The 18597-nt window shown below is 37.9% G+C and carries 13 protein-coding genes; 6 read left to right on the top strand and 7 right to left on the bottom strand.

Annotated elements, in window-relative coordinates; genetic code table 11:
• Nucleotides 1-82: 82 nt before the first annotated feature.
• Nucleotides 83-1861, top strand: a complete 1779-nt coding sequence (argS, locus tag K7G79_RS03885; protein WP_223549336.1) for an arginine--tRNA ligase — start codon at nt 83-85, stop codon at nt 1859-1861.
• A gap of 229 nt (nt 1862-2090) precedes the next feature.
• On the opposite strand, the gene secA is transcribed toward argS, so the two are convergent.
• Nucleotides 2091-5444, bottom strand: a complete 3354-nt coding sequence (gene secA, locus K7G79_RS03880) for a preprotein translocase subunit SecA (protein WP_223549334.1) — start codon at nt 5442-5444, stop codon at nt 2091-2093.
• A gap of 266 nt (nt 5445-5710) precedes the next feature.
• On the bottom strand, nt 5711-5932 hold the full coding sequence (locus K7G79_RS03875; protein ID WP_019387375.1) for a DUF2795 domain-containing protein: 222 nt from the start codon (nt 5930-5932) through the stop codon (nt 5711-5713).
• Between the two features lie 219 nt (nt 5933-6151).
• On the opposite strand from K7G79_RS03875, the gene K7G79_RS14720 reads away from it, so the two are divergent.
• Complete coding sequence (locus K7G79_RS14720; RefSeq protein WP_255575938.1) at nt 6152-6274, top strand: hypothetical protein; 123 nt, start codon at nt 6152-6154, stop codon at nt 6272-6274.
• Between the two features lie 97 nt (nt 6275-6371).
• On the opposite strand, the gene K7G79_RS03870 is transcribed toward K7G79_RS14720, so the two are convergent.
• The 4 genes from K7G79_RS03870 to K7G79_RS03855 form a co-directional block, all read right to left on the bottom strand.
• Nucleotides 6372-6944 carry a cob(I)yrinic acid a,c-diamide adenosyltransferase gene (locus tag K7G79_RS03870; protein ID WP_223549332.1) on the bottom strand — a complete coding sequence of 191 codons (573 nt, stop codon included), beginning with the start codon at nt 6942-6944 and terminating at the stop codon, nt 6372-6374.
• A gap of 278 nt (nt 6945-7222) precedes the next feature.
• The gene (locus tag K7G79_RS03865) at nt 7223-8002 is read right to left on the bottom strand and encodes a class I SAM-dependent methyltransferase (RefSeq protein WP_223549330.1); all 780 of its coding nucleotides are present in this window, start codon (nt 8000-8002) and stop codon (nt 7223-7225) included.
• A gap of 56 nt (nt 8003-8058) precedes the next feature.
• Entirely contained in the window at nt 8059-8367 is a 309-nt protein-coding gene (locus K7G79_RS03860) for a GIY-YIG nuclease family protein (RefSeq protein ID WP_223549329.1), read from the bottom strand.
• A gap of 122 nt (nt 8368-8489) precedes the next feature.
• Complete coding sequence (locus K7G79_RS03855) at nt 8490-10352, bottom strand: ABC-F family ATP-binding cassette domain-containing protein (RefSeq protein WP_223549327.1); 1863 nt, start codon at nt 10350-10352, stop codon at nt 8490-8492.
• Nucleotides 10353-11730: 1378 nt separating this feature from the next.
• Here K7G79_RS03855 and K7G79_RS03850 point away from each other — a divergent pair.
• Both K7G79_RS03850 and K7G79_RS03845 read left to right on the top strand, forming a co-directional pair.
• Complete coding sequence (locus K7G79_RS03850; protein WP_223549325.1) at nt 11731-12525, top strand: polysaccharide biosynthesis/export family protein; 795 nt, start codon at nt 11731-11733, stop codon at nt 12523-12525.
• A gap of 2 nt (nt 12526-12527) precedes the next feature.
• A complete protein-coding gene (locus K7G79_RS03845) occupies nt 12528-14999 on the top strand; it encodes an exopolysaccharide transport family protein (RefSeq protein ID WP_223549324.1) in 2472 nt (823 codons plus the stop codon).
• 136 nt (nt 15000-15135) lie between these two features.
• On the opposite strand, the gene K7G79_RS03840 is transcribed toward K7G79_RS03845, so the two are convergent.
• Nucleotides 15136-15885: a hypothetical protein gene (locus tag K7G79_RS03840; RefSeq protein ID WP_223549322.1), complete on the bottom strand. Its 750-nt coding sequence runs from the start codon at nt 15883-15885 to the stop codon at nt 15136-15138.
• A gap of 1242 nt (nt 15886-17127) precedes the next feature.
• Here K7G79_RS03840 and K7G79_RS03835 point away from each other — a divergent pair.
• Together K7G79_RS03835 and K7G79_RS03830 are read left to right on the top strand one after the other, a co-directional pair.
• A complete protein-coding gene (locus K7G79_RS03835; protein WP_223549320.1) occupies nt 17128-17328 on the top strand; it encodes a hypothetical protein in 201 nt (66 codons plus the stop codon).
• Nucleotides 17329-17722: 394 nt separating this feature from the next.
• Complete coding sequence (locus K7G79_RS03830) at nt 17723-18586, top strand: ABC transporter permease (protein WP_223549318.1); 864 nt, start codon at nt 17723-17725, stop codon at nt 18584-18586.
• The last annotated feature ends 11 nt before the right edge of the window (nt 18587-18597 follow it).

Below are 18597 nucleotides of genomic sequence, written 5' to 3'. Positions count from 1 at the left end.
AGTACAAACTATGTAATAATAGATAGTCTACCATATTTTTTGATAAAAATTCTATCTTTGCACACTTATTAATCAAGATAGGATGATTCTTCAAGAGACATTAGAAATTCAGGTAAAACAAGCTGTAAAATCAGCATTTCAAGTAGATATCGACACAGTGGAGTTCCAAGCGACAAGAAAGGAATTTGCTGGCGATATTACCGTGGTTGTTTTCCCTTTGTTACGTTTTGTTAAAGGCAATCCAGTACAGATAGGTGAAACTATTGGAGCTTATATGCTTGAACATGCTACAGACGTAAAAGCCTTTAATGTTGTTAAGGGGTTTTTAAACCTTGAGATTAACGATTCGTATTATATCAATTTTTTTAATAATATCTACAAGCAAGATCACTTCGGATTTGTAAAGCCAAATCCAGAGGAGAAGGCCATAATGGTGGAGTACTCTTCACCAAATACTAATAAGCCGTTACATTTAGGACATATTAGAAACAACCTTTTAGGTTATAGTGTTGCCGAAATTTTAAAAGCTTCGGGTAAAAAAGTCTATAAAACACAAATTATAAACGATAGAGGTATTCATATTTGTAAAAGTATGTTGGCTTGGAAAAGGTTTGGTAATGGGGAAACACCAGAAAGTACAGGCTTGAAAGGAGATAAACTGGTTGGTAATTATTATGTGAAGTTCGATCAAGAATACAAAACCGAGATTCAAGGTTTAGTAGCAAAGGGAATACCAGAGGAAGAAGCCAAAAAACAGGCACCTCTTCTTATAGAAGCCCAAGAGATGCTCCGTAAATGGGAAGCAGGTGATAAAGCTGTGGTTGAACTTTGGGAAACAATGAATGGTTGGGTTTACAACGGATTTAACGAAACCTATAAAAACCTTGGAGTTGATTTCGATACATTGTATTACGAGAGCAACACCTATTTGTTGGGAAAAGAGCTTGTAACAGAAGGTTTAAAAACTGGTGTTTTTGAAAAGGCTGAGGACGGTTCGGTGTGGTGTGATCTAACAGATGAAGGGCTTGATAAAAAAATTGTACAACGTGCCGACGGCACAGCGGTTTATATGACTCAGGATATTGGAACTGCAATACAGCGTATCAAGGATTTTCCCGAGGTAGGTGGTATGGTCTATACCGTTGGTAACGAACAGGACTATCACTTTAAAGTACTGTTTTTAATTCTAAAAAAATTAGGTTTTGATTGGGCTGAAAACTTATATCACTTGAGTTATGGGATGGTCGATTTGCCCAGTGGAAAAATGAAGAGCAGGGAAGGTACAGTAGTTGATGCCGACGATTTGATTGATGAAATGGCACAAACGGCCGCTGAGATTTCGGAAGAATTGGGGAAACTTGATGGCTATACCGAAGCAGAAAAACAGGAGCTGTACAAAGTTATTGGATTAGGAGCACTAAAGTATTTTATTCTTAAGGTGGATCCTAAAAAACGAATTTTGTTCGATCCTAAGGAGTCCATCGATTTCCAAGGCAATACAGGACCGTTTATTCAGTACACCTATGCGCGTATTCAATCCATAATCCGAAAAGCCGATTTCAATTATAAAGTCAGCGTGGTCAAAATCGATTTGCATATCAAGGAACGAGAGCTTATCAAGCAATTGCAGTCATTTCCAGAGGTTGTTCAATTTGCAGCAGAACAGCATAGTCCTGCTTTAATAGCCAATTATACTTATAATTTGGTTAAGGAATTCAATTCGTTTTATCAAAACGTTTCTATTTTGGGTGCAGATACCGAAACTGATAAAATATTTAGGGTACAACTGTCACAAAAAGTTGCATCTACCATTAAAGATGCGTTTAGTGTACTTGGTATTCAAGTACCGGAACGAATGTAGGGTTTATTATTGAAATTGTTGTTTAGAAGGATCCCGTGAACTAGTGAAACTAAAGAATCTGTATTTTAATTCGAGTACATTCTTTCTGTCTAGGATATTTTAACTTTATTAACCTTGGTCAACAAGAGATTCTTCACTTCACTACATTCCGTTCTGAATGACTAATAAAAAATCCCGATTAACTGTTTGTTATCGGGATTTCTAAATATTTACTTTTTAAGGAAGTCATTTAATCCTCAACCAACACCCAATCACCTTTGGCAATTAAAGGTTCGGCTTGCTTGTATTTCAAGGTTTTGTTTTCACCATTTAGGACATGCTTAATGGTTACACGGTCGTTACGACCTATTTTTGGTCTATCACGAACAATGGTTTCAACAACTTCTTGTCTGCGTTGAGTATTACCAGCAGCTCTAGCCTGTGCTGAACGCTCATCCAAATTAGGGATTTCGTCCTTTTGTGTGTTTAGCTTCTCTCTTTTTCTGGCACGTGCTTCTTGTATTGTGTTTTGCGTTTCCTGTGGCAATTCACCCTTAAACAAGAATGAAATAACCTCTTTGTTCACTTGGTCTATCATAGCCTTGAACAGTTCAAAAGCTTCAAATTTATAGATCAATAGCGGGTCTTTCTGTTCGTGGACTGCCAGTTGTACCGATTGTTTTAATTCGTCCATTTTACGAAGATGGGTTTTCCACGCATCATCAATAATGGCCAAAGTGATGTTCTTTTCAAAATCGGTAATTAACTGCTTGCCATTGGTTTCATATGCTTTTTCAAGATCGGTAACCACATTCAAGGTTTTTGCGCCATCTGTAAACGGCACTACAATACGCTTGAATTTATCCCCTTGTGTTTCGTATACATTCTTAATCACAGGAAAGGCAATATCGGCATTACGCTCCATTTTTTCTCTGTAATGTTCAAAAGCTGCCTTGTATATTTTTGAAGTGATCTCTTGGGCGGTTAATTTCTCGAAATCTGCTTCAGAAATGGGGGAGCTCATAGAGAAATAACGAATCAGCTCAAACTCAAAATTTTTGTAATCGTTAGCGCCCTTATTTGTTTCAGAAATCCCTTCCGAAGTATCAAAAATCATATTGGCCAAATCCACACGCAAGCGCTCACCGTGCAAGGCATGACGACGGCGTTTGTATACCACCTCACGTTGAGCATTCATAACATCATCATACTCCAACAAACGCTTACGAACCCCAAAGTTGTTTTCTTCCACTTTTTTCTGGGCGCGTTCAATGGATTTGGAAATCATGGAATGTTGGATGACTTCGCCTTCCTTCAATCCCATACGGTCCATCATTTTGGCAATGCGTTCACTACCAAATAAGCGCATTAAATTATCTTCTAACGACACATAAAACTGTGAGCTTCCTGGGTCTCCCTGACGACCTGAACGACCACGTAACTGGCGGTCCACACGGCGCGAATCGTGACGTTCGGTACCCACAATGGCCAATCCACCAGCCTTTTTAACCTCTTCGGTTAATTTAATGTCCGTACCACGACCGGCCATGTTAGTGGCAATGGTTACCTGCCCAGGTCTACCTGCTTCGGCAACAATATCGGCTTCTTTTTTATGAAGTTTCGCGTTCAGTACGTTATGTGGTATTTTACGTATGCTCAACATCTTACCAAGTAACTCCGAAATTTCTACCGAGGTGGTACCAATCAAAACCGGACGACCAGCTTGCGATAGTTGGGTCACTTCCTCAATAACGGCATTATACTTTTCACGCTTGGTTTTATAGACTAAATCGTCCTTATCGTCTCTGGCAATAGGGCGGTTGGTTGGGATTTCAACCACATCCAATTTGTAGATTTCCCATAATTCCCCGGCCTCTGTTACAGCAGTACCCGTCATACCCGAAAGTTTGCGGTACATTCTAAAGTAATTCTGGAGGGTTACCGTGGCAAAAGTCTGGGTGGCATCTTCAATTTTTACATTTTCCTTAGCTTCAATCGCTTGGTGCAAACCATCACTATAGCGACGACCGTCCATAATACGTCCCGTTTGTTCATCAACAATCATAACCTTATTGTCAATAACCACGTACTGGGTGTCTTTTTCAAATAAGGCGTATGCTTTTAAAAGTTGATTAAGGGTATGGATACGCTCCGACTTGACGCTAAAATCTTTGAATAATTCTTCCTTGAGGTTGGCTTCTTTTTCAGGGGATAAACCTTGCTTTTCAATTTGGGCTATTTCAAGCCCTATTTCTGGCATCACAAAAAAGTTAGGATCATCTTTTCCAGAAAGATATTCCACCCCTTTATCGCTAAGCTCTATTTGATTGTTTTTTTCGTCAATTACATAGTACAGTTCGGCATCAACCTTAGGCATTTCCCTATTGTTGTCCTGCATGTAAAAATTTTCGGTTTTTTGAAGTAGTTGCTTGATGCCTTCTTCCGATAAGAATTTAATAAGCGCCTTGTTTTTTGGCATTCCTCGAAACACGCGTAGCAATTGAAAACCACCTTCCTTGGTATCACCTTCTTTTATTAATTTTTTAGCCTCAGCTAGAACCCCGGTTAAATATTTACGTTGTACACCAACAATATCATCAACTTTTGGTTTAAGTTCATTAAATTCATGACGATCGCCTTTTGGAATAGGACCTGAAATAATCAATGGGGTACGGGCATCATCCACCAATACAGAATCCACCTCATCTACAATAGCATAGTGGTGTGGACGTTGTACCAAATCGTCTGGTGCATGGGCCATGTTATCTCTTAGGTAATCAAAACCAAATTCGTTATTGGTACCATAAGTAATATCGGCATTATAGGCTTTTTTACGTGCCGCCGAGTTGGGTTGGTGGTAGTCTATACAGTCTACACTCAAGCCATGAAATTCAAAAATGGGTGCCATCCATGCACTATCACGTTTGGCCAAGTAGTCGTTTACCGTTACCAGGTGTACACCTTTGCCAGCTAAAGCGTTTAGATAAACGGGAAGGGTAGCCACCAAGGTTTTACCTTCACCCGTTTGCATTTCGGCAATTTTACCTTGATGTAAAGCAATACCGCCTATAAGCTGTACGTCGTAATGTACCATGTCCCAGGTTATGGGTTTGCCGGCGGCATCCCATGAATTGGAATATATGGCACTGTCGCCATCTAAAGTAATATAATCTTTGTTCCCTGAGAGAGATCTGTCAAATTCGTTGGCCTTAACCGTAATGGATGTGTTGTTTACAAAGCGTTTGGCGGTTTCTTTTACAACGGCAAAGGCTTCGGGCAGGATGTCGTTTAATACATCTTCGGTTATTTTATAGGCGTCGTCCTTTAGTTTATCAATGTCCTGATAAATATCTTCACGGCGGTCTATGTCTTCGGTGTTTTCAGCTTCTTCCAGCAGATTTGCAATTTCCTCATCTATGGCTTTGTTGGTCTCTGCTATTTTCGCTTTAAACTCGGTTGTTTTAGCTCTTAATTCGTCATGTGATAAGGCTTCTAGTGCCGATTCAAAGGTTTTTATTTGGTCTACAATGGGCATAATGGACTTTACGTCCTGTTTGGATTTGTCTCCAACAAAAACCTTCAATACAGAATTTAAAAAACTCATGGGTGTATATTATTTTAGTGAATAAGGAAGTCTAATACGTTTGGAATCTGTCATTCTAAATTTATTTCAGAATCTGAAACAACACTTCGCCAAGCTCAGTGTAATGGTTCAGATTGACAAAAAGTAACTTTTTCAGGTCCCTTCTCCAGTTATTTTAGTAGTGTTTTTTGTGCGTTTTAAGGCATTCAAAGATACACTATGTTTAATTATTTGAATAAAAAAAAGTCTCAAAATCGAGACTTTTTAACTATTCTTTATGCTTTTATTTAATATTCATCTTCGTTCCACAGATAATCTTCATCTGTTGGATAATCAGACCAAATCTCTTCAATTGAATCATAAGAATCGCCTTCATCTTCAATTGATTGTAAATTTTCAACAACCTCTAAAGGGGCACCGGTTCTAATAGCATAATCTATTAACTCGTCCTTGGTTGCTGGCCAGGGCGCATCACTTAAGTAGGATGCAAGTTCTAAAGTCCAATACATTTCTTTATGCGTTTAATTTTGTGCAAAAATAATTTTTTAGTTCAAACTAACAAGAAAAAAATGAATTATTTAATCATTACTTAAAAGAGCGTTTATTTTGTGTTATAATCATCTGAAATCAAAATCTTTAAAAGGCCCAATTTTTCAAAATCACTAGGATTTTAATTGTTTTTTTGGCGTTACCTTTTTTGGTCGGGCTTTCCGCTATATCTTTTTAAAATGTCATTGCAACATGAAGAACGTGGCAATCTGCCAAATTCCAGTACTTACAATATATTGTTTCATTCAGGTTTTAAAAAGGATGCCGCTGTAATCCCTAAGCATGGCCTAAGTTTCGCTTAATATATGGTCATTACAATGAGCTTTTGCGATGAGGTAATCTTTATTTCATTTAACAGATTGCCACAACATTTTTCAAATGCTTCACAATGACTAAAATTTAATGCTTCTCAGGAATCCATTTAATTTCATTTACCTGTAAGTCGTAGGTCAACTTCCGTGCCAATACAAAAAGATAGTCAGAAAGGCGGTTTAGGTATATTAAGGCATTAGGTTCAAACGGTTCCAACTCGTTTAAAGCAGATGCTAAACGCTCTGCTCGTCTGCATACACAACGTGCTATATGACAGAATGACACGGTTTGGTGGCCACCAGGAAGAACAAAGTGTGTCATTGGTGCGAGGTTTTCGTTCATTAGGTCCATTTCTTGCTCTAAATGTTCAATGTCTTTAGCGCTTATTTTTTCAATATTCAAGCGTTTCTTACCATTCTTTAATATAGCCTTTTTGGGGTCGGTAGCTAATATAGCACCAATAGTAAACAGGAGTTCTTGAATATTAATAATTACATTTTTATAATCCTCATGGATGTCCTGATCGCGAATTAACCCTAAATGGGAGTTTAACTCATCTATGGTGCCGTAACTTTCAATACGAATATGGTGTTTTGGTACTCGGGTGCCTCCAAATAAAGCTGTTGTGCCCTGGTCTCCTGTTTTGGTGTAAATCTTCATAATTTCAAAGTTAAAGGTTAAAAGTTAGAAGTTAAAAGATTTTTTTGCCACATATTCACAAACATAGGAATGACAGTTGAAGATTAAAGATAGACTATTAGAAATAAAATAATAACTTCCTTTTTTAATTTCTTATTTACTTTCTTTAACTTATTATTCTTTTTGAAGTCTCTTTATTTGTCCACTAGAATTACCAACAAAAAATGTTATAATTAAAAACCTATTATTAGAATCCAAAGCATGATTTAAAGTTGGAATAGTTTAGGCAATTTACGTTTTTAAACCCTAATCGTAAAATGCTCTTTAGCCTGTTCTTTTCTAAAAAAGACGAAACCCCAGTAAAAAGTGTCAATGGTTACGGTAACTTTTGGATGCTGTTTTATGGTTTTCCAAGCTTCTGTCATGCCATTACTCCAATAAATATCGTCAAAGATAAATACAGAATCATTATGGATGGTTTTCAATAACGATTCAAAATAATGTAAAGTCGCTTCTTTTTGATGGTTGCCGTCAAAGAAGATAAGGTCATACCTTGGTTTAGGGTTTAAGGTTTCTTGTTTAAGGTAATTGTTGAAGTCGTCTACAATGAAACTAACATTTTTTATTTTCTGATTTTTAAACTGTTGTATGGTGAATTTAGAAACTGTAGGGCATCCTTCAATAGTTTCGATATAGGATTCTGGATAGCCTAAACTTAATGCGTGTGTTGCAACGCCCAACGATGTGCCCAGCTCTAAAATATGTTCAAACTTAAAATAGCGGTTAAGCCTATATAAGAGTTTGGCTCTTTTGAGGGTTGTGCCAGCGTGTTTGGACATTTGGGAAATGCTACGCTCTTGGTGTTTCATAATTTGAGAGCCTGCGCCCAAATCGGTTACCAAAATTTTAGTATTGTTCTTTAATAGTTTTTTCCTGTATTTGGTGATTGTTTTATAGTCTTTATACACTGTTCTGTCATAAAAACATTTTGTAGCCAAATTATACACAAAAGGGGAGTGTACACCATGTTGGTTGGTAGATTTAAGTAGAAACTTTATGTATTGGAATGTTTGATGCACTTAAAGATAAAGTATTTGATTGTCAGGCTGAGCGCAGTCGAAGCCTCTTGGCTGCATCACCTATATTTAAAATGAGTTGCATTTCTACACTCTGAAAGTATTTGCAACATATTAAAGTCTCCTTTTATTAAGGCTTCTTTTTTAGCCTTAGTCCATTTTTTTATTTTCTTTTCAAAATATATAGCTTGTTCGACATCATTAAATTCTTGATAAAACTCTAAAGTTAAAGGTCTTCTTTTACAGGTATATGAATCTTTTTTGAAGCCAGATTGATGTTCAGCAAATCTTTTTTCTAAATCACTGGTTATTCCTGTGTAGTAACTACCATCTTTACATTGGAGTATGTATACATAATAAATAAGCATAGTTAAATGATAGTAGGTGTTTAGGTAATACAAACATAATAAAATAAATTGGGGTTCGACTGCGCTCACCCTGACAGTAGAGATAATATATGGTATTGTATCACGCTCGAGGTGACAAAGAATTACTCCTCCAGTTTAGCCGATAGTTCAAACCAGCGTTCTTCTTTAGCTTCAATGGTTTTTATAAGTTGTTGTAATTCATCTGAAAGGGTGTTGATCTCTTCTTGGGTTAAATCGGGGTTGTTAAATTTGCTTTCCAATTCCTTTTTGTCATAGGCCAAGCTATTCAACTTGCTTTCTATATTCTTTAGTTCTTTTTCTTCATTATAGGAGAGTTTTGATGCTTCATTTTGTTTCCATGCCGTTTTATCCTTTTTATTTTCAGAAGTTGTACTTACAATGGGTTGGCTATCTTCGTAAATTCTATAATCGGTATAGTTTCCAGGGAAATCTTCAATTATACCCTCACCTTTAAATACAAATAAATGATCTACAACCTTATCCATAAAATAGCGATCGTGCGATACAACGATAATACAACCAGGAAAATCCAGTAGAAATTCTTCCAAAACGTTCAGGGTAACAATATCCAGATCGTTGGTAGGTTCATCAAGGATTAAAAAATTAGGGTTTTGAATTAACACGGTACACAAATACAGGCGCTTGCGTTCACCACCACTTAGTTTTTCAACAAAATCGTATTGTTTTTTTCTGCTGAATAAAAAGCGTTCCAATAGTTGTTGAGCACTAATCTGTCGGCCTTTTTTTAATGGAATGTAATCTCCAAACTCTCGAATAACATCAATGACCTTTTGTTCTGGTTTTATGCTAATGCCGTTTTGGGTGTAGTATCCAAATTTAACCGTATCGCCTTTCACCACCTTGCCCGAATCGGGTTTTGCGACTTGGGTTAAAATATTTAGAAAGGTGGTTTTTCCTGTACCGTTTTTTCCAATAATCCCTATGCGTTCCCCCTTTTTAAAGGTATAATCAAATCTGTTTAAAATGGTTTTATCCTTAAAGGCTTTAGAAACATTATGAAACTCTATAATTTTACTGCCCAAGCGTTCCATATTGAGTTCCAATTGCACTTGATGGTCTTTGCGACGTTGGTGGGCACGGTGCTTGATGTCCTTAAAATCGTCTATACGCGATTTGGATTTGGTCGTTCTGGCTTTGGGTTGCCGGCGCATCCATTCCAGTTCCTTTTTAAAGAGTTGCTTGGCCTTTCCGGTTTCTACTGCTTCCCGTTCTATACGGGCCTCCCGTTTTTCAAGGTAATAGGAATAATTACCTTTATAGCTATAGAGCTGACCTTCATCCAGTTCAATGATTTCATTACAGACCCTTTCTAAAAAATACCGGTCGTGGGTTACCATAAACAAGGTAATTTGTTCTTTGGCAAAAAAAGCTTCCAACCACTCTATCATTTCTAGATCCAAATGGTTGGTGGGCTCATCTAAGATGAGCAAATCGGGTTTATTGATTAGGACGTTGGCCAATGCCAGCCTTTTTTTTTGTCCGCCCGAAAGCGTACCAACTTTTAATGTTATATCATCCAGTTTCAGTTTAAAAAGGATTTGCTTGTATTGGGTCTCAAAATCCCAGGCCTGATGCTGTTCCATGGCTTCGAATGCCTTTTGGTAGGTTTCGGTGTCGTTGGGATTTAAAAGTGCTTTTTCGTAATCGTCAATAATGCTTAAAATGGGGTTGTCACTGGCAAAAATGGTGTCTTCAACCGTAAGCGAACTATCAAACTTTGGGTCTTGCGCCAAAAAGGATACTTTAATGTCTTTTCGGTAAATGATATTACCTGAATCGGCTTGATCTTCACCCGAAAGGATGTTTAGAATAGAGGTTTTTCCCGTACCGTTTTTAGCTACAAAAGCAATTTTTTGGTCTTTATGTATGCTGAAGGAAATATTCTCGAAAAGCGTTAATTCGCCGTAGGATTTCGATATGTTTTCAACTGTTAGGTAATTCAATGGGTCTTTTTTTGCAAAGAACGGAAAAATATGGGAAGTTTAGGAGGTTTAAAATCACTTGTTCTCCTCTTATGACAAAGGGGGGTAGGTACACGATTAGTGTGGTCGGGGAGTTTGATTATTAAGGATTGGAGCTAGTTACGGTTTTTAATTGAACTATTACTGAACCCTCCGTCTAAATGCTAAAGCATTTAGCCTCCTCCCTTACAGGGCAAGGGAGGAGCTGATTTAATATAAAGTTTAATATTGCTTGTTCCCCTCTTAAGCTTAAGAGGGGAATGAATCCTGCTGTAAAGCGGGAGAAAGGGGAGTTTGGTTTTGTTCTTTTTTTCATTGCCAAAAAAAGAACCAAAAAAGTCTAGTGCTTACAGCTTCGGCGGTCAAAAAGGATTTTGAAGCCTAAAACCTATGAACTCCTTCCGTTGGTCGTCAAACAGCATAGGTTTTTACGACTTCTTCAATCCATTGACACTCGCCTGCCAGCTACAATGCACATTTTGGTTTGTGATAATATCCGCTTTGAACCCTCCGTCTCACGCTGTAAGCGTGAGCCACCTCTTTGCCATGCGCCATCTGGCTCCTTCGCTAAAACAGTCTACTAGACTGTTTTTTTACGCTTGGCCCGGGAGGAACTGGTTTGCCTTAAAGTTTAATATTGCTTGTTCCCCTCTTAAGTTTAAGAGGGGAATGAATCCTGCTGTAAAGCGGGAGAAAGGGGAGTTTGGTTTTGTTCTTTTTTTCATTGCCAAAAAAAGAACCAAAAAAGTCTAGTGCTTACAGCTTCGGCGGTCAAAAAGGATTTTGAAGCCTAAAACCTATGAACTCCTTCCGTTGGTCGTCAAACAGCATAGGTTTTTACGACTTCTTCAATCCATTGACACTCGCCTGCCAGCTACAATGCACATTTTGGTTTGTGATAATATCCGCTTTGAACCCTCCGTCTAAATGCTATTGCATTTAGTCACCTCCCTTACAGGGCAAGGGAGGAGCTAGTTTGCCATAAAGTTTAATATCACTTGTTCCCCTCTTAAGCTTAAGAGGGGAATGAATGCCGCTGTAAAGCGGGAGAAAGGGGAGTTTGGTTTTGTTCTTTTTTTCATTGCCAAAAAAAGAACCAAAAAAGTCTAGTGCTTACAGCTTCGGCGGTCAAAAAGGATTTTGAAGCCTAAAACCTATGAACTCCTTCCGTTGGTCGTCAAACAGCATAGGTTTTTACGACTTCTTCAATCCATTGACACTCGCCTGCCAGCTAAAAAGCACATTTTGGTTATCCATAATATGTGCTTTGAACCCACCTCCATTATAAATTAGGGCGGAGTTAGGGCGTTCGATATAATAAAAAAATATGTAGCTTTGTGACTAAGCATTAGGCCTCAATATGAAAAACGCTTTTTTTATTACCATTATACTTATGCAGGTTGCGTTGGTGTCCTGCATTCCTTATAAGGATACGCTTTATTTACAAAATAAGGCCCAGGCAACCGATTCGATCCCTGTTATAGTAGAACAGCAAAAGCCTTATCGTGTTCAAATCAATGACATTTTAAATATACGTATCAAAGTAACCGATCAAGAAAACGCAGAGATATTTAACCCCATTGGGGAGGGTAATTTAAACGCTACCGCCGGTGAGCGTGCCTATTTTGATGGGTTTACGGTAGATTTACATGGTAAGATCCGTGTTCCAGAACTTGGTGAACTATCTGTTTTGGGATATACAGCTAAGGAAATTGAGCAGCTCATTACTAAAAAACTTTTGGAAGACCAGTTTAAGGAAACCGCCAATATTTTTGTTACGGTTAAACTTACAGGATTAAAATACACAACCTACGGCGAAATTAATGGTAAAGGCACAAAAATATTATATCAGGAGCGCGCCAATATTTTTGAGGCTATTGCCAACTCTGGCGATATACCGGATACAGGAAACAAAAAGGATGTGCTTATTATAAGGCAATACCCTGATGGCCAAAAGATCCACCATATCGATTTAACCGATAGGCAAGTGATGCAATCGCCTTATTACTATATTCAACCCAATGATATGATTTATGTAAAACCCTTAAGACAAAAATCATGGGGTACGGGTACCAATGCCTTGCAAAATATTAGTGCCGTAGCTACCATATTGTCGTTGGTAACCACCACCATTTTACTATTTAATCGCCTGTAAACATGTCTTATAACGAATTTGAAGATCTTGACCATATAGAATCGAAAGGGATGACCTTCGATTTTAAGGGTTTATTGTTTAAGGTGCTCCACCTATGGAAACTTATTTTATTGAGTATAGGGATTGCCATGGTGATTGCCTATTCCATTAATGTACGTAAGCAAAACATTTATCGTCTAGGAGCTTTGGTCTCTATTGAGAATGACCAAAACCCCTTTTTTACGGCCAATACCAGCATTTCCTTTAATTGGGGTGGCGTCTCTGGAAAGGTGGGAAAAATAATGACCTCGCTCAATACTCGAGCACATAACGAACTGGTTGTCGATTCCCTACAGTATTACCTAAGCTATTTGGTCGAGGGCAAGTATCGTATGGAGGATATTTATACCAGGGCACCGTTTCGTGTGGATATAGATAAGACAAAAGGGCAGCTATTAGGTAAGCCCATAGGTATTCGTTTTGTAAACGATAGTGTTTATGAGGTGTTCACCACTTTTGAAAGGGAACGTATTTCGGTACAGAAGTATGATGATAAGACCATACAAGGTGTTGCTGTTCCTTTGGGTGAATTTAATCAGCGGTTTAAAGTTGGAACACCTGTACATCTTTCTTTTTTAAACTTGACCTTACAAATAAGGCAGGGAGCAAGTGTAACATCGGGTGCTGAATATTATATTCAATTTGCCAATTATGACGGGATTGTGTACCAGTATTCCAGAGCGGTTAGTGCCGCTCCCAGCAGGCAGTCTTCGGCAGTATTAAACTTAGCGATGTCTGGCACCAATAAGGCCAAGATTGTAGATTACTTAAATACTACCGTTGCCATATTGAGTAAAACCGAATTGGAACGTAAAAACCAGTATGCTACTAACACCATTAAATTTATCGATAGTACCTTAAATGCGGTTAATGTGGATTTAAAGGCCGTGAGCGAGGAAATGGATGCCTTTAGAACCCAAAATAAAATATTTGATGTAGATGTGGAAATGCAGGAGGTGTCGGCTAAACTCAAGGCATTTGATAGGGAAAAAGATGTGGTTAACGACAAGTTACGTTATTTAGACCTGTTGGAGACTTATTTACAAACCAAAACCGACTATACCGATATTGCCGCTCCCTCCTCAGTAGGTATTGAGGAAAGTAATATTTTAACAAGCGTGGGTAAGATTACCAATTTGGCCATTGAGCGCCAAAATTTGGAAGCAACCACCAAGGAAGGTTCCACTTTGTTTAAGGAGTTGGATAGCCGTATTGATGCCGAAAAAAATGTGCTGTTTGAAATTATATCAGGAACCAAAAGAAACATTACCATACAACTAAATACACTAAATGCCCAAATACGTAAGCTGGAGGCGAAGCTGAGTGAATTGCCCGAAGACCAGCAACAGTATTTAAAAATACAGCGTAAGCTGGATTTAAGTCAGGAAGCCTACGATATTTATCTGGCCAAGCGCAGTGAGGCCGCTATTGTAAAGGCCGCTAATGTGTCGGATATTTCCATGATTGATGAAGCCAAGGATATAGGGAATCCGCCTATAGGGCCTAACAAGAGCTTAAATTATATGATGGCCCTTATGGTAGGCTTCTTTGCACCACTGGGCCTCATCTTTATTGTATTTTTATTGGATACCACCATTCATGGCTCGGATGAAGTGGAACGCCTGTCTACTATTCCTATTATAGGCTTAATAGGCAAATACCGTTATAAAAACAATTTGGTGGTATTTGAAAAGCCCAAATCGGCCGTTGCGGAATCCTTTAGGGCTATACGGTCCAGTTTACAGTTTTTTTATAAACAGTTACCAAAGGAAGGGGGACGTACGGTTATGGTGACCTCATCTGTAAGTGGGGAAGGCAAGACCTTTTGTTCCATTAATGTGGCTACGGCCTATGCCCTATCGGGGAAGAAAACCATATTATTGGGCCTGGATTTACGTAAACCTAAAATATTTAATGATTTTGACCTCGATAATGATAAGGGACTTGTTAATTATTTTATAGGAGAAGAAACCTTTGAATCTGTGTTGAGAAAAACCCATATTGATAACCTGCATGTAGTCACCAGTGGGCCGATACCTCCAAATCCGAGTGAATTGTTAATGCGGGGTAAACTGGATGAACTGATTGGTAGGTTGCGAAAGACTTATGATATTATCGTGTTGGACACCCCTCCGGTAGGGTTGGTTACCGATGCCTTGGAGATTGCGAACTTTGCCGATGCCATTTTGTTTGTGGTGCGTTTGGATTATACTAAAAAGGGCATGTTGCAATTGGTAAATGCCAAATACCGTAAAGGCGAATTAAAAAATATTAGTTTTATATTAAACTTCTACAAACATAAAACCAACCAAAATTATGGCTATGGTTACGGTTATGGCTACGGCTATGGCTATGGGGTTTATGGTGAGGCCTATCATGAAAAAGATAAGACCTCGGTTTTGGGTAGGGTGAAGCGTCTTTTTAAGCAGTTGTAGTTATGATTTTTTAGGGTTTTGTACCTGTCCCTTCGTTGGGAGTCATTTCTGAACCCTCCGTCTAAACGCTATAGCGTTTAGTCACCTCCCTTTGGATAAGGGAGGTGTTTTTTTTTTTTTTTTTTGCTTCCTTTTTTTATAAGACTTCAATTAATTGTAAGGCATTAAAAGCACCGTTATTAAGGGCGTATTGTATGCCGTTGATTTCCTGAAAGAAGGCTACTTTTAAAAAATAGAGTGCATTTCCCGATCCGCTTGGCACCCCAACTGGAGTTAATACCACTGGTGTTATCGTGTTATTGATAGCGGTATTAAAGATTGGACTTAATTGCAGGTCTTTGTCATCGGTTGTAAAATCGATGTTTAAAAACCCTGCTTCTAAGCTTACATGAGTAGCACCTTCTGGAGCATCTAAGTTTTGTTGGGGTATAAAATCGGGGATGTCAATTGCTCCAGTGGCTGTATTAAGTGTATAATCGCTTAACAGTACACTACTTAAAATGGCATTTTCGTTAAAGTTGAAACCATTTAAAGCCAATTTTCCTTGTGCCGTTGTTAATCCAATAGCGACCTTACGTTCTCCTCTTGGGGAGGTGGTGTCGGCATTCTTTACCTTGGTCATTGTTTGTGTTAAGCGTGAGGTTACCAAGTCGTCTTTAGCATCGGTTAATAAGGCTAAAATAGCCCTTCTCAATTGTTTGCCACTTGTTGCTGCCTGGCCAAATTCGGCACCGTTTTCGCGGGTTCGTGCAAAAGCAGGATCGTTTTTAATGCGTTTAGCACTAACACCGCTTTTGGTTTTTACTAAATACCCTTCTTTACCTTTGTAAAAGGTCAAGTCGTCTAGGGTTCCTTCAATTTTGATAAAACTTTTAAGTTTTGCCATAATAATAAGATTTGTGAGTATCTTTTATTAAGACACTCTGGTTAAACTTTTATGTGGTACTTGATTTGGGGTTGTATACCATATTTTGAATTTAGTAATGTGATATACTCTTTATGTACCGTTGCTAATGTATACTGGATTTATACTGGTTGTATTGAATTACTGTTGTAGGTATTAGAATATGTTGAATTATAAACTATTTAGCTGATTTATTTAAAAAATGGTGTTTTTTATGTATTCTGCTGAAATGCCCTTGACATACATTATCCATACTTGAGCCATACACTAACCGTATGGAAAGAATGCTTAATTGATACTAATTAAAATTTAATCCACATACGAAATACTAATACATTTAGGTGTCTCCATTCAGTTTGATGGCTTGGTGACTGGCCATATAGGTATTTACTTTTTTGCATTGCCCAAAAAAGTAACAAAAAAGTCTAGTGCCTATAGCTTCGGCGGGCAAAAAGGATTTTGAAGCCTAAAACCTATGAACTCCTTCCGTTGGTCGTTAAACAGCATAGGTTTTTTACGTCTTCTTCAATCTTTTGACGCTCGCCTGCCAGCTATAAGGCACGCTTTCCTTGTTATTGATGTTATGCCGTGTTTAATTTCTGAATTCCGCCTCATGCTTTTGGTGTGAGCCACCTCTTTACCATGCGCCATCTGGCTCCTTCGCTAAAACAGTCTACTAGACTGTTTTTTTACGCTAGACCCGGGATGAACAAGGTTGGTTTTACTTTTTTGCATTGCCCAAAAAAGTAACAAAAAAGTCTAGTGCTTATAGCTTCGGCGGTCAAAAAGGATTTTGAAGTCTAAAACCTATGGACTCCTTCCGTTGGTCGTCAAACAGCATAGGTTTTTTACGTCTTCTTCAATCTTTTGACGCTCGCCTGCCAGCTATAAGGCACGTTTTCCTTGTTATTGATGTTGTGCCGTGTTTAATTTCTGAACTCCGCCTCATGCTTTTGGTGTGAGCCACCTCTTTACCATGCGCCATCTGGCTCCTTCGCTAAAACAGTCTACTAGACCGTTTTTTTTCGCTAGGCTCGGGAGGAGGCAGTATAATTAGGTTGTATGATTAAATTTTGGATTTTATATTATAGAATTTCTGTTTATAATTTGTTAATTATAATTTTTTTGTAGGTTATTTTTGTCTAAATTTATATTATTGTAAGAAACAGACTAATTAAAGCTTGTTGTGTTTTAGTTTTCAATTATTTAGTAATGCCCCAAAGCATGCATCGTATTTGTATTTATACGCAAGATATTATTATTTTGACCGGACGTAGTGAAAGTTATGCCCGAGAGGTCTTACGGGATATTCGATTGCTTTCAAAAAAGCAAAAACACCAATTTGTTACCATTAAGGAGTTTTGTGATTATGTTGGCTTGCCCTATGAGGATGTGTTTAACCGAATTAATAAACTGAAAGGTTAGTTTGTAATCTCAGTTTGCAGACGCAGTGTTCAGTAGGCAGTTGCAGTTTGCAGTGTTCGGTGTTCGGTTTGCAGTCGCAGTTTGCAGTCGCAGGGTTCAGTGTTCAGTAGGCAGTTGCAGTTTGCATTGTTCTGTTTGGCATTTCTGAATGAATACGCTTTTTTTGCCCTTGCGCCAGCTCGCCCCTTCGCTAAATACATCCACTGGATGTATTTTTAAGACTCGATTGTTTTTGGCTTCTGATGATTAAAATTCAAACTCCCCTTTCTTTTGCTTACGCAAAATTCATTCACCTCTTTATCTAAAGAGGGGAGCTGGGAGCTGTTTACAAGTGTTTTATTTTTGTTAAGGCAAGAATTGAGTATATTAGCAGACAACTAAAACCCCCAAGATTTTGAACGGTTCCAATGATGACCTTTGGTTATATACCATATCTTCAAAGCGTAAACTAATTAATTTTAATTTTAAGGAAATTTGGCGCTATCGTGATTTATTAGTTTTGTTTGTGAAACGGGATGTCGTTACGGTCTATAAGCAAACTATTTTAGGCCCCTTTTGGTACTTAATACAGCCTTTATTTACGGCAATAACCTTTACTCTGATTTTTAATAAAGTTGCCAATATTGAGACTGGAAGTGTGCCCCCATTTTTATTTAACCTAGCTAGTATTTCAGTTTGGAATTATTTTAGAAGTTGTTTAACGGCTACATCAAATACCTTTAGTAGTAATGCGGGTATTTTTAGCAAGGTTTACTTTCCACGTATTATATCGCCATTATCTGTTGTTATTTCCAATTTAATGCGTTTTGGTATACAACTATTTATATTCATTATTTTCTTTTTATACTATTATTTAAAAGGAGCTCAAGTTTCTATAAACGAGAGTGTTTTATTGTTTCCGTTATTGGTAGTGATTATGGGGTTATTGGGCCTGGGTTTAGGTATGATTATATCGTCTATGGTAACCAAGTATCGTGATTTAAAATATCTATTAAACTTTGGCGTACAATTGCTTATGTACACTTCGGCCGTTATGTATCCTATAGCTTTAGTACAAGAGAAATTACCCCGCTTTGCTTGGTTAGTAGAATATAACCCCATGGCTTATATTATAGAAGCAGCTCGGTATGTGTTATTAAATACAGGGGACCTTTCAGTTAAAGAGCTTGGTTTTACTATTATAAGCACTATGATATTGTTATTATTTGGTATGTTGGTTTTTAATAAAACTGAAAAGAATTTTATTGATACTGTATAGTTATTGAAAAG

This window comes from Aestuariivivens sp. NBU2969, assembly GCF_019931125.1.
GTDB classification, from domain to species: Bacteria; Bacteroidota; Bacteroidia; order Flavobacteriales; family Flavobacteriaceae; genus Aestuariivivens; species Aestuariivivens marinum.
Note: the sequence above shows the minus strand (reverse complement) of the source record. Positions and strands in the feature narration are given on the sequence as shown.